Source organism: Gemmatimonadota bacterium (assembly GCA_026705765.1).
Lineage (GTDB): Bacteria > Latescibacterota > UBA2968 > UBA2968 > UBA2968 > VXRD01.
Genome location: JAPPAB010000156.1, coordinates 1 through 12,275, shown reverse-complemented (window position 1 = coordinate 12,275; position 12,275 = coordinate 1). Strand labels below are relative to the sequence as shown.

The following is a 12,275-nucleotide window of genomic DNA, read 5'->3' as shown; positions in this document are numbered from 1 at the left end:
GCCAGCGCTTGCCATTGTACGGTCACGCGCGGCGAGAGTGGGCGCGCCCAAGTCGTTCAGGCCGAGGCTGCTGGTGTCGAAGCTCGCGTGGAAATGAATCCCGTCCTGCTCAAACCGGAGGCCGACAACTGTGCCCAGGTCGTGATGATGGGGCGCCCGATTACCCGCGCCCGTGCGAGGGATTACTACGATCTCAAATCTACGTTGTGGGGGGCTGTGACACAGTCGTTGGACACGCTGCGCCGGCAGTACGACGCGGTGGTGATAGAAGGGGCGGGCAGCCCCGCTGAAATTAATCTGAAGGCCACGGAAATTGTCAATATGCGCGTTGCCCTCTATGCCGATGCACCAGTGCTTCTTTGCGGCGATATTGACCGGGGCGGCGTGTTTGCCTCGTTGGTTGGTACACTCCAATTGCTGGATAAGCCGGAACGCGAGGCGGTCAAAGGCTTGATTATCAACAAGTTTCGCGGCGATATTTCCTTGCTAAACGATGGCTTGACGTGGTTGGAGGGCTATACCGGCAAACCCGTGGTTGGCGTTGTGCCCCATTTTTGCGATATTCACATTCCCGAGGAAGATTCTGTCGCCTTGGATATGGTACGGCCTGCCTCGGATATTGCCCCTGTTCTCGATGTCGCTGTGGTGCAGTTGCCCCATATCTCCAATTTTGACGATTTTGACCCACTGGCCTACGAACCGGGTATTTCTTTGCGCTATGTGTCGTGCGGAGACCACTTGGGTAGGCCCGATCTGGTTATTTTGCCGGGTAGCAAAACGACCATTCCCGACCTGCTGTGGATGGCACAACAGGGGTTGTCTCGGGCCGTAGTTGAGGCTTTTGAGAACGGTTCGGCTGTAATTGGTATTTGTGGCGGCTACCAGATGCTGGGCGAAACGATCCGTGACCCACACGGCGTTGAATCTTCTGTGGATACTGTCAATGGCCTCGGTCTGCTGCCCCTGGTGACTACTTTTGCCAATTCCAAGGAGACGCATCGCGTGCAGGCCAAGGTGCGGGCAGAGGCTACGGCGGTCGATGGGCTGTTGTCTGGGGTAGCCGACGAGTTGGTCACTGGTTACGAGATTCACATGGGGCACACGGTTGGAAAAGGCGTTGTGCCTATTTTTGCGATAGACCGGGTAAACGCTCAGGTGACGCAAACTGTTTTGGATGGTGCTATGGATTCCACGGGGCGCGTCATGGGAACTTATATTCACGGTTTGTTTCACAACGCTGGCGTGCGCCGCGCGATTCTTCAGGCGTTGGCCCGTCTCAAGCGTGTCACCTTGCCTATCGGCGTTGATGTGGTGCGAGACCGGGAGTATGACCGCTTGGCCGATTGGGTGCGTAACAGCTTGCGTATGGATTTGGTGTATCAGATGATGGATGTGTCTATAAACGAATAGATGGGATGGTTTCAAACAGGTTTAGAAGCGGCAGAACACACAACTGGAGGTCTGAAATGGCAACTGATCCCATGTTGGCAGAAATTTTGAATACAACGCGTTCGCTGTCAGTCGAGGAGAAGATTCAATTGATTCGCGGTATGACCGATCAAGTCGAACATGATCTTAAAGGGATAAAGAAGGCCCAAAACAGATCTCTACGAGGTATCTGGAAAGGACTAAACATCACGGATAAAGAAATACGTGAAAACCGTAAGGAAATGTGGGGCAATTGATCAGTAAAGATGAAAAAATTCAGCAATCGCAAGTAGCAACAATTTGGTAAGTATCCTTTTGAATATCAGGAGTGTATTGACGTGCATCATTCCTCTGAATCAAAAGAAAAACTCGATATCCTCGAACACGGCGCGCCTGTTGATGGGAAACCGCAAACGAGTGATCGACGGCTTTACATGCAGTTACAGGTTTTCACGGGTGTCAGGGATGTCGATGCTGTATCTGAGGCGCTCGATCAAAGCGGTCTCAATGCCGCGCTCTATCTCGATGTGCAAGATCCCTGCGGCATTGGCATTGTTTTTTTGACCGAATCGCCGGATTTGTTTGTGACGGATATTCGCGCGTTGCTCAATAGCGATCCATTCGCTGTCTGTACACGTCGTCCTGAACTTGCGATGTTTGGGCGCACGTATGCCACGGGTTATGAGCCAGATCTCGAATATGCCCTTATTGACCGACCGCGAGACAATGTGCTCAATCCCGAATGGCCCTGGGCGATCTGGTATCCACTGCGTCGCAATGGGGCTTTTGCTCGTCTCGATCACAGAGAGCAACGCAAAATTTTGATGGAGCACGCTTCTATTGGGCGCGCTTATGGACGCGAAGATTATGCGCACGATATTCGCCTGGCCAGCTATGGCCTCGATACCGATGACAATGATTTTGTCATTGGTTTGATCGGTGCAGAACTCTATCCGCTCTCTCGCGTTGTGCAGGATATGAGAAAGACCCAGCAAACCGCACTTTATGTCGAATCTTTGGGGCCTTTTTTTGTGGGAAAAAAACGATAGCTGTTAATAAGCGTTTCCTCACAACTTTTCCAGGATCACCTTACGCATCGCATATTCCATCAGGGGCGGGCACCATTTGCCCAGGAGGGCGAGTGTTCGATTGGCTGCGCCTGGTACGATGAGGTGTTTTTTCTTTTTTATGCCTCGAAAGATGTGGTGCGCCAATGTTTCGGGTGGCATGCGTTTTTCTTCGCGTGTGTTGTGCGGGCTGTGACGCCGCGCATGGGCTGTGCGCGTTGGGCCGGGAAAAACTGTTGTGACGTGAATATTCTGCGGCGCGAGAGCGATGGATAAACTGCGTGCGTAGGAGGCCAATCCGCTTTTGGTCGCGGCATAAGTTGCAGCACCCGGATAGCTCGTGTAGTGGGAAAGGGAAGAGATGAAGGCTATGGACGCGCCTTTTGTGATCTGGTCAGCTTTGAGTAATGCGGCTGTGATTAGCATCGGTGCGTAGAAGTTTACGGCGATTAGTTGTTCTTGAGCTTCTATGCTTATTTTAGAGAATCGTCCCACGGCGTTGATGCCCGCGTTGTGGATCAATACATCAATGGGTTTTCCCTGGAGCAGTTCGGAGATTACGCGTGCGGTGTCCGCTTCTGAGCGCAGGTCTGCAATGACAAATCGCGCATCCAGTTCTCGTTCGACTCTCGCTGCGCCCGCAGCATCTATATCCACGCTCGTTATGGTATATCCCGCCTGTGCGAAGCGATGGGCAAGTGCTTTGCCAATTCCATGCGCTACGCCTGTAATGACTGCGTGTTTCACGTTGTTCGCACCATGGCGTTGACTATGCCTTCGCAGTAGCGTCCCAAAAATCGCGCCCATGCGTTTTGCCACCCAATTGTCGCGATAAAACGCCGTCCATCTATCACCCGTGTGATTTTTTGGGCGATCCTTTCTGCGGATGGGAATTCCTTTGTCTTTTCATTGTCTATGCCAATTTTTCGATGCAAGCCTGTGCGCGTTGCTCCCGGGTGAATGATCTGTACATTTATGTCGCCCTCGATTTGCAAATTGCGTCCCAGGGTGTTGAGGGCTTCTTTGCTGGCTGCGTACACGGCGTAATCGGGACAGGGGAAGGCATGTGTGATTGAGCCGATGAGTACGAGTTTTCCATTGGCTTGCAGGTATGGAATGAGGGCGTGTGTCAAGCGCAAGGGGGCCATCAAGTTGACTGCTGTGATGTCTCGAATGCTTTCCGCGCTTTGTTCTGATATGGGTCCAAAATATCCAGTGCCAGCATTTTGAATGGCCAGATCTATGGTGTCGATTTTTTGCGCGTTTAGAAATTCGCATACCCGTTCTGCACACTTGTCCTGCGATAGGTCTGCGCGACAATATGTGTCTTTGGTGTATAACGGATCATTGAGTGTGTCCAGTGGGCGTCTGCCTACCAGTATTAACCGATTTCCGCGCGTCCGATAGATTTTTGCAAGTGCCCGGCCAATCCCGTCTGTTGCGCCGGTGATTAAGATTGTTTTTTTCGATTGCATTTGCTCTTGACGCCTCTCTTTCTGTCATGTACTATGCTCCTAACTTAATACAGGAGCCACACATGATCCAGCGTCTTGAAACCCTTTATTATCAGTGTTTGCGTCATATTGAACAGGATCTCGCGCCTTTTCACATGCTGGTTGGTGCGAATGGCAGCGGCAAAACGACTTTTCTCGACGCTATTGCGTTTCTCGGGGATTTTGTGCGCGATGGCCTCGATGCAGCGATTTACAGCCGGGCGAGTGATTTGCGCGATTTGACCTGGCACGGTTTTGCCGATCGATTTGAAATTGCTGTTGAATTGTCCGTGCCCGAGCACGAATCCAATCTGTTTTCCGATCGGGATTTTTCGCGGTGTCGATACGAAATCGCCATTGGCGTGACGGAGGAAGACAGTGATGTTGGGATTTTGTCCGAGCGGGTGCTTTTGCTCACAGATATTCAGCGAGATGACCGCGCTGTTCAAGAGTCGCTCTTTGCAGTGGAGGGTCCCACACCGCAAACTCTGGCGACGCCCAGGCTGCGCGGCGTCAAAACCATTGTGAATAAAGTTCCCGGTGGAAATGATAAGTTTTACGATGAATCCGGTGCGGGATGGGATCCTTCTTTCAAGCTTGGCGCAAGGCGTTCGGCACTGGGCAATTTGCCCGAGGATGAAGCGCGTTTTCCCGTCGCTACATGGCTTAAACACACGCTTTCAAATAGTATTTGCAAATTCGATCTCAACGGAGAACGCATTCGCCGCCCCAGTCCGCCAGGGCAACCGCGCAATCTGTTGTCCGATGGTACTAATCTGCCCTGGGTGGTCGCTGACCTGAAAGAGAATGAGCCGGGCAGGCATGCGGCCTGGCTGGCGCTTTTGGGCACTGTTTTGCCGGGTTTATCGGCTGTTTACACGGTTGTGCGTCCCGAAGATCAACATTGCTATCTCGTGGTTAAGCACCACAATGATCTCGAGACGCCGTCGTGGATGTTGTCCGATGGGACTCTGCGATTGCTGGCTCTAACATTGTTGGCTTATGTGCCCGATGGCGATGGGATATGTTTGCTCGAAGTCCCGGAAAATGGTCTCCATTCCGGCGCGGTAGAAGCGGTTTTTAAAGCATTTAGTACATTAGCACAGCACGAGGATAGGGCGCGTGCCCAAATTTTGACCACTACGCATTCGCCCGTTGTTCTCGACCTGGCTGATCCCGAGCAATTGCTCTGTTTTGTGACCACTGAAACAGGTGCGACGGAAATTGTATCGGGTGCTGACAGAGGGCGGGCTGATGGATGTTGACATATGTGTAATCTCCCGTTATATTGATTTTGTCAATCTTATCTGACGCAACTGGCGAATATCCGGAGATAACCGGAGGGGAGCGTTAGAACTAAAATTCAAGGGGTCGATCGCCTGGGCTCAATCCACTATAGGATTGGGCTTTTTTATTTTCAAAAGGATTGTCTTATGTCTCAAGATGGACTGATTCTTCGTTATGGTTGCAACCCGCATCAATCTGATGCGCGTGCGTACTCTCCCAGCGGCAAATTGCCCTTCACGGTGCTCAATGGCGCGCCGGGTTATATCAATCTGCTCGACGCGCTCAATTCCTGGCAACTCGTGCGCGAGCTTAAAGAGGTACTCAGTATGCCGGCAGCCGCGTCTTTCAAACACTTAAGCCCTGCTGGTGCGGCTGTTGCCGTTCCTGTGTCTGACGCTCTGCAAAGGGCGTATTTTGTCGATGATCTCGATCTTTCGCCTCTGGCTACGGCTTATGCCCGCGCTCGGGGTGCGGATAGGCTATCCTCTTTTGGCGACTGGGTGGCTTTGAGCGATGAGGTGGATCAATCGACTGCGCGTTTGCTCAGTCGCGAAGTGTCCGATGGCATTATTGCTCCGGGGTATCAACCAGAGGCGTTCGATATTCTCAAGAAGAAAAAAGGCGGCAGTTATCCCATTCTTCAGATGGATGAATCATACGCGCCTGCTGGCCCGGAGTCTCGCGATGTTTTTGGCATTGTTCTGGAACAGACGCGCAATGCCAAAGCCATTGATGCGGATATTTTAACGAATATTGTGACAGAGAATAAAGAGGTTTCTGCCGAGGCACAGCGCGATATGCTCCTGGCGACTATTGCTTTGAAGTACACGCAGTCCAATTCGATGTGTTTTGCCTTTGATGGACAGGTTATCGGCAATGGTGCCGGGCAGCAAAATCGTCTGGCGTGTACGGAGATTGCCGCAGGGAAAGCCGAAGCGTGGTATTTGCGTCAGCATCCGGATATTCTCAATTTCAAATTTAGAAGGGGTTTGAAGCGCCCTGAAAAGATCAATGCTATTGAAGCTTATTTGCGCGGCAATATGACCCGTGAGGAACGTCGGATTTGGGAAGCCTGTTTCGATACTGTGCCTTCTCCTTTGGAGGAGGACGCGCGGCGAGGGTGGATTGGACAGATGGACGAGATTGTGCTCAGTTCCGATGCGTTTATTCCCTTTCGAGATAATATTGATCGCGCCGCTCGCACGGGCGTCAAATACGTGGTTGAGACCGGGGGTTCAGTGCGCGACGACGATGTCATCGCAGCCTGTGATGAATACGGTATGCTTCTGGTTATGACCGGGGTGCGTTTGTTCCATCATTAAGACTGCTGATTGTCAAACCTTAACGTTACGTCAAAGTTTTTCGTTGACATTGATGTTGTGTTGGGGTATATTTCTTTGCCCAACTTTAACGTAACGTAAAAGTTTGTCTGTTTTGCTTATAGGAACGAGGTGATCTGTTGTGTCAAAATGCGATGATGGTTTGATGCATATTGGGAAATTGGCAAAAGAAGCCGGTACGACTACGCGCACAGTGCGCTATTACGAAGAGATGGGTTTGATATATCCCGAATGTCGAAGTAGTGGCGGTTTTCGATGTTATTCCCACGAGCAACTGACGCGGTTGCGCATGATTTTGAGTCTTAAAGAGATGGAATTTGATCTCGAACATATCAAGGTCATTATTGACAAACGAGAGCAAAATAAAACTGCAGGCGAACTCGCGCATGATATTCTCGAAGATCTCAATGAACGCCTTAAAGAAGTCGAAGAACAGATTGAGCACTACAAGCATATACGCAAAACGCTGACCCAAACTATAGCCAGTATTTGCGCGTGTTTGCCCTGTGATCTCAGAGTTGAAGAGCGTCTCTGTCCAGCGTGTCAAACGCTCAACCAACCGACGTGTCAGTCCGTACCATTTTTTCATTCTACATCAACTGCCGAGACACTGGAATTAAAACTATGAAAAAAGAATTAAAAAATTTAGCAGAGCCTTTAACTGGAAGCGATTCTCTTTCGCAGGCTCAACTTACAGATCTTTATTTGCGCGATATTCGCAAATATACCCCTCTTTCCCGCGAGGATGAGGTCAAAGCTATCAATGCCGCGCGCAAGGGCGATCAAAAGGCGCTGGATCATCTCATTACAGCCAATTTGCGTTTTGTCGTGCGCGTGGCTGGCGAATACACGGGGCGCGGGTTGCCTCTTTCCGATCTCATTGCCGAAGGCAATATGGGCCTGATACGCGCTACTCAGACCTATGATCCAGAGCGCGGGTACAAGTTTATCACTTATGCGGTGTGGTGGATTCGCCAGGCGATTCTCTCTGCTCTCAATCGTCAGACGCATCCGGTCGCGTTTCCGGTCAATCAGATAGATGATCGCGATGTGCTCAACAAAGTGTCTGCTGCACTTTCACAAGCATCCGGTCGCGTTCCCACGATTGACGAGTTGGCTTCAGAAACCGATTTTTCACCTCGACGGGTGCATAAGGCGCTTCAAACGAGTCTGGCATCTGTTTCGCTCGACGGGCCAGTATATGAAGATGGCGACCGCCGGTTTGCCGATGTTGTTCCCGATGATGCACCCCTGCCAGATGAGGATGTGCATGCCAGCCGATTGCGCGATCTTTTGCACAAAGGGCTGGCCGATTTGCCCGAGCGCGAAGCCGAGATTATCAACCGCTATTTTGGCCTGGATGTTGATGACGCCGAATCGCTTGAGCAAGTGGGCAAGCGTTTTCACATTAGCCGCGAGCGCGTGCGCCAGCTCAAAGACCGCGCACTTGGGCGGTTGCGCGAGCATATGGACATAGAGGAAGTTGTACTATAGAGGAGTGATAGATGATTATTGATACGCATATCCATATTTACGATCCCACTCGTCCAGAGGGTGTGCCTTTTCCCGAGCCGGATGACGAGATTTATCGCCGGGTTATGCCCGAAGATTACAGAGCACTGGTCGCGTCTGAAGGTGTTACTGGGGCTATTATTGTGGAGGCGAGTACATGGGTTGAAGATAACCAGTGGGTGCTCGATGTGATCGAAGATGATCCGTTTATCGTGGGGCTGGTTGGCAATCTCGATCCGCGTGCTGAGGATTTTGGCGATCATCTCAATCGCCTATCTCCCAATCCGCTCTTTTTGGGTATTCGCCCGCGCACCCATCCCTGGGAGCGCGAAGATTTGGGCGAGATGGCAGGTGCTTTTGCAAAGCTCGTCGAGCACGATCTCGAACTCGATTCGGGGATCAACGATGCGGTTGTGGAAATCGCGCGTCGTTTGCCCGATCTTCGCATTGTGATCAATCACTGCGGCAATATTCCGGCAGATGGCAAGCCCATCGCGCCCGAGCGTTTGGAGCTTATGCAAAAAGCCGCGGAACAGCCCAATATTTTTTGCAAGGTGTCGGGTTTGATGGATTTGCGTTGTCAGGTTATTCCGGCACCCACAGATCCCGATTTTTATGTCTATTTGCTCGATGCGCTCTGGCAGCTTTTTGGTGAAGATCGCGTGATTTACGGCAGTGATTGGCCGGTTCTCGAACGCAGCAAGCGCACCCCGGCCGAGGCGCAACGCCTTGTGTATGATTATTTTTCTCAAAAGGGTGACGCGGTGCTGGAGAAGTATTTTTGGAAGAATGCAAAGGTCGCGTATAAATGGCCGGATAGATGAGGTGGTACGAATTATGCAAGTCATACCTTCTGGCGGCGCACTCGGCGCTGAAATTCGAGGGCTTGATCTTTCGCAGGCGCTCGATGATGATACTGTCCAGGCGATTCGCCAGGCATTGCTCGATTACTGTGTGGTGTATTTTCGGGATCAGGATTTGAGCGAGGAAGATCAGATTCGCTTTACCAATTATTTTGGTCGCGCAGTAGAACATGTTCGCAAACAACTTGACCGGGAAAACAAAGAGATTTTTATTGTTTCCAATATCGAGGAGAACGGGCAGCCCATCGGTGCTCTGGGCGATGGGGAGGTTAGTTTTCACTCCGATTTGTCGTATCTCAAGCGACCGGGTACGATTTCCGTTCTTTATGCGCTTGAAATTCCCAGTGCAGGGGGCAATACCCAGTGGTGCAATTGTTATGCTGCGTATGAAGCGTTAGATGAGGAGATGAAAAAACGGCTCACGGGATTGCGAGCCGTACACCGTCATTATGTTGAGGAACAAAACCCACCCGAGCGCGTTGACCATCCTGTCGTGCGCACCCATCCAGAAACCGGGCGCAAGTCGCTTTATGCGGGTCCCCATTTGACCAAATATATTCTCGATATGCCCGCCGATGAGAGCGACGCGCTTCTCCAGACGCTTTTTGCACACGCCGCCCGTCCCGATTTTTTGTGGACCCACATCTGGCAGGTGGGCGATCTGGTGATGTGGGACAACCGCCCCACAATGCATCGCCGCGAACCCTTTCCGCCATCGGAACGCCGCATGATGAAACGCACGCAGGTTTTTAATGCGGATGATATTCCGTTTGAATGAGGGACTGCGTCACACCCGATGCAGATGGGTCCCTTTGCTCTCCCGCAGGTCCATTACCCACCGCGTACACCATTCGTCAAAGCTGTCTTGCACAGATGCGGGATTTTCTTTGCTCTGGACGATAAATTCGGGCCAGAATGGGCGTCCTGTAGGTGTGCCGGTTTTTTGAAATCGCAGGTCCATGCTCCAGCGCACCAGATTGGAGCGGTTTGGCTGACCTCTGTGCGGGGTGTACGCGCTCATCATGAGTACGTCGCCGCGTTTCATGATGCAGTTTACGGGTTCGATTTCCGGCATGTACATGGGTTTGATCATGGTGCCGCCTTCGCGCTGGTGTTCGAGCAGTCCCAGGGGTACTACGCCGGGCAATACCTGTAAGCATCCGCGTTCTGGGGTGACATCTACGAGTGGTATCCAGCAGGTTATGATTTCCGAGATGTCTGCTTCTTCTTTTGTGACGCCCTGGTCCTGATGCCAGGGGACCTGTCCGGGTTGTGTTTCACGCGCGGGCAGGTAGGGGCGAAAATGCTGAATGGGGCTCAGGGTTATTTCTGGTCCTATGAGGCTTTCGACTGCGGATAATAATTGTTCGTTGAAGAAGATGTCAAACATCGGTTTCACACGCGCACGCATGATGTCGAATCCTCCCGCAAAACTGCGCAGTGCGTCATATCCCTCATCGTCTAATTCCCGGGCAAGCGCAGCCAGACGATGGCTGAAGGGTTTGTCTGCATGTACGGATGAGATTGTCCCTTCTTCCAATAGTTCTTGCGCCTTTTGATTGATCAATACGTCGTAAGCGTGTTCAATCGGTTCAAAGGCCGCGTCATCCAATACATTTTCCGCAATCAAAAATCCCCGATCACGATACTGGTCAATTTGATTTTGTGTCAATGACATGGTGTGTTTTCTCCTGGTGAAAATAGCGAGCTGACGCCTGTTTTTTCTATCGCAAAACGATTTCGACCCGCGCCACGCCTTTTACATTTGCACAGCGGTCGTCGTGTCCGGGTATGATCAGTCGCAGGGGGCCGCCATAGCTGGCGGGCAGGGGTTGTCCTGCCAGTCCGTAGATTAATAATCCTTGCTCTCGGACGAGGGCGAGATCGACGGTGGCGGAAAAACGGTCGGCGTCTGCGTAAAAGATTGCGTCGGCATTGGGTGTGTGGTCCAATACGTCGCGTACCCAAACGCCCTGTCCCTGGCGGTCGGGTACGAGTGTGCTTATATCGGCGATCTGATCTGGTAGTGTGGCGAAGTTTTCAAAGTCGAGGGTTCGAGACGTATTCGGTGTTTCTATTGTCAATATGGGTGTGTTTTGCGTGATTTTTAGCGCGGCTGCCATACGGTCCTGGATCATGTCGAATAAGCGGGGATCGCCACCCAATGGGTTGGTGAGGAGGATGCGTATTTGTGGGTTTTCTTTTTGGATAGATGCGATGCGTTGTAACAGGTTTTCGCGCATTGCATCGGGCAGGGCGATTAGTGCGGGGAAGATGAGGATTTGGTCTATTCCTTCACCGGTAAGCACACTTTCTTCCAGTTTGTCAAATGATGTGGCTACTACCTGATCGGCGATTTTGGCGTCGGTTGCCGCGTTGAGAAACTGGCGAGATATTTGCGCTTCGCTTTCGGCACAGATCAAGAGTCGTGTTTTCATTGTTTTTTATACCGCCATTTCCGCGCGGATGGTGTCGTGATGCCGGTAATTGATGAGTTCAAAGTCGTCCATTTCAAAATCGCCGATTTCGGTTTGTCCACGGTCTTTTATTCGCAATTTGGGCAGGGAATATGGTTTGCGAGATAGTTGTTCTTTTACTGCGTCGAGGTGGTTTAAGTAGATGTGCGCGTCGCCCAGGACGTGGATAAATTCGCAGGGTGTGAGGTTCGTGATTTTTGCGACCATGTGCAATAATACGGAATAGGATGCGATGTTGAGTGGTACGCCTAAAAACATGTCGCACGATCGCTGATACATTTGCAGGGATAGTTTGCCTTCTGCGACGTAAAATTGGAAGAAGTTGTGACACGGGGGTAGGGCTACGTCCCGAGTGCCTATTTCCGCTGCATTCCAGGAATTGACCATGATGCGCCGGGATTCGGGGTTTTCTCGGATTAGATTAATCGCATTTTGAAGCTGATCGACCACTTTCCCATTGGCGCCTTTCCACCGCCGCCACTGTACACCGTAAATACGTCCCATGCTGCCGTCGTTTTTATTTATTTCCAGGCGGTTCAAATAATCTTCGTAATTGCCATCCCACAGTGGGTTGCTTTTCAAATAGGTTTTTAAGTCGTAGATGTTGTCGGATCCAGATATAAACCACAGGAGTTCCGATAGCATCGATTTCCACACCAGTCGCTTGGTGGTTACTGCGGGAAATCCGTCTGCCATTGCATAGCGCGCATGCAGGCCAAAACACGAGATTGTGCCCACTCCCGTGCGGTCGCCCTTTTTTACGCCGTGGTCCAATACGTGTTGCAGTTGGTCGAGATATGTGTACATA

At 51.4% G+C, this 12,275-nt stretch carries 14 protein-coding genes and 1 riboswitch; of the genes, 9 read left to right on the top strand and 5 right to left on the bottom strand.

Features of this window, described 5'->3' with window-relative positions; all coding sequences use genetic code 11:
- The 3 genes from OXH16_19950 to OXH16_19940 form a co-directional block, all read left to right on the top strand.
- Positions 1–1,410: cobyric acid synthase (locus OXH16_19950; GenBank protein MCY3683679.1), on the top strand; the 1,410-nt coding region annotated here is incomplete at its 5' end.
- Between the two features lie 56 nt (positions 1,411–1,466).
- Positions 1,467–1,685, top strand: coding sequence for a hypothetical protein (locus tag OXH16_19945; GenBank protein MCY3683678.1), 219 nt, complete (start codon positions 1,467–1,469; stop codon positions 1,683–1,685).
- Positions 1,686–1,766: 81 nt separating this feature from the next.
- Positions 1,767–2,477 (top strand): chlorite dismutase family protein, encoded by a 711-nt coding sequence (locus OXH16_19940; protein MCY3683677.1) that lies wholly within the window; start codon positions 1,767–1,769, stop codon positions 2,475–2,477.
- An 18-nt stretch (positions 2,478–2,495) separates the two neighbouring features.
- Here OXH16_19940 and OXH16_19935 read toward each other — a convergent pair whose 3' ends face one another.
- Positions 2,496–3,242 carry an SDR family NAD(P)-dependent oxidoreductase gene (locus OXH16_19935; protein MCY3683676.1) on the bottom strand — a complete coding sequence of 249 codons (747 nt, stop codon included), beginning with the start codon at positions 3,240–3,242 and terminating at the stop codon, positions 2,496–2,498.
- Positions 3,239–3,970: an SDR family NAD(P)-dependent oxidoreductase gene (locus OXH16_19930; protein ID MCY3683675.1), complete on the bottom strand. Its 732-nt coding sequence runs from the start codon at positions 3,968–3,970 to the stop codon at positions 3,239–3,241. The genes OXH16_19935 and OXH16_19930 overlap by 4 nt, the downstream gene beginning before the upstream one ends.
- Positions 3,971–4,032: 62 nt before the next feature.
- On the opposite strand from OXH16_19930, the gene OXH16_19925 reads away from it, so the two are divergent.
- The 6 genes from OXH16_19925 (at position 4,033) to OXH16_19900 (ending at position 9,768) form a co-directional block, all read left to right on the top strand.
- Positions 4,033–5,253, top strand: coding sequence for an ATP-binding protein (locus tag OXH16_19925; protein ID MCY3683674.1), 1,221 nt, complete (start codon positions 4,033–4,035; stop codon positions 5,251–5,253).
- 37 nt (positions 5,254–5,290) lie between these two features.
- A riboswitch (ZMP/ZTP riboswitch) is annotated at positions 5,291–5,380 on the top strand.
- A gap of 41 nt (positions 5,381–5,421) precedes the next feature.
- The gene (locus OXH16_19920) at positions 5,422–6,597 is read left to right on the top strand and encodes a phosphoribosylaminoimidazolecarboxamide formyltransferase (protein ID MCY3683673.1); all 1,176 of its coding nucleotides are present in this window, start codon (positions 5,422–5,424) and stop codon (positions 6,595–6,597) included.
- A 139-nt stretch (positions 6,598–6,736) separates the two neighbouring features.
- Positions 6,737–7,243, top strand: coding sequence for a MerR family transcriptional regulator (locus OXH16_19915; GenBank protein ID MCY3683672.1), 507 nt, complete (start codon positions 6,737–6,739; stop codon positions 7,241–7,243).
- Positions 7,240–8,109 carry an RNA polymerase sigma factor RpoD/SigA gene (locus OXH16_19910; GenBank protein ID MCY3683671.1) on the top strand — a complete coding sequence of 290 codons (870 nt, stop codon included), beginning with the start codon at positions 7,240–7,242 and terminating at the stop codon, positions 8,107–8,109. Before OXH16_19915 ends, OXH16_19910 begins: the two co-directional genes overlap by 4 nt.
- Before the next feature lie 11 nt (positions 8,110–8,120).
- A complete protein-coding gene (locus tag OXH16_19905; protein ID MCY3683670.1) occupies positions 8,121–8,951 on the top strand; it encodes an amidohydrolase family protein in 831 nt (276 codons plus the stop codon).
- A 13-nt stretch (positions 8,952–8,964) separates the two neighbouring features.
- Positions 8,965–9,768 carry a TauD/TfdA family dioxygenase gene (locus tag OXH16_19900; protein ID MCY3683669.1) on the top strand — a complete coding sequence of 268 codons (804 nt, stop codon included), beginning with the start codon at positions 8,965–8,967 and terminating at the stop codon, positions 9,766–9,768.
- A gap of 9 nt (positions 9,769–9,777) precedes the next feature.
- Here OXH16_19900 and OXH16_19895 read toward each other — a convergent pair whose 3' ends face one another.
- The 3 genes from OXH16_19895 to OXH16_19885 are packed head-to-tail and all read right to left on the bottom strand — an operon-like array spanning position 9,778 to position 12,274.
- On the bottom strand, positions 9,778–10,668 hold the full coding sequence (locus OXH16_19895; protein MCY3683668.1) for a phytanoyl-CoA dioxygenase family protein: 891 nt from the start codon (positions 10,666–10,668) through the stop codon (positions 9,778–9,780).
- A gap of 46 nt (positions 10,669–10,714) precedes the next feature.
- Positions 10,715–11,428 (bottom strand): molybdopterin-dependent oxidoreductase, encoded by a 714-nt coding sequence (locus tag OXH16_19890; protein ID MCY3683667.1) that lies wholly within the window; start codon positions 11,426–11,428, stop codon positions 10,715–10,717.
- A 6-nt stretch (positions 11,429–11,434) separates the two neighbouring features.
- Entirely contained in the window at positions 11,435–12,274 is an 840-nt protein-coding gene (locus tag OXH16_19885; GenBank protein MCY3683666.1) for a thymidylate synthase, read from the bottom strand.
- Position 12,275: the final 1 nt, after the last annotated feature.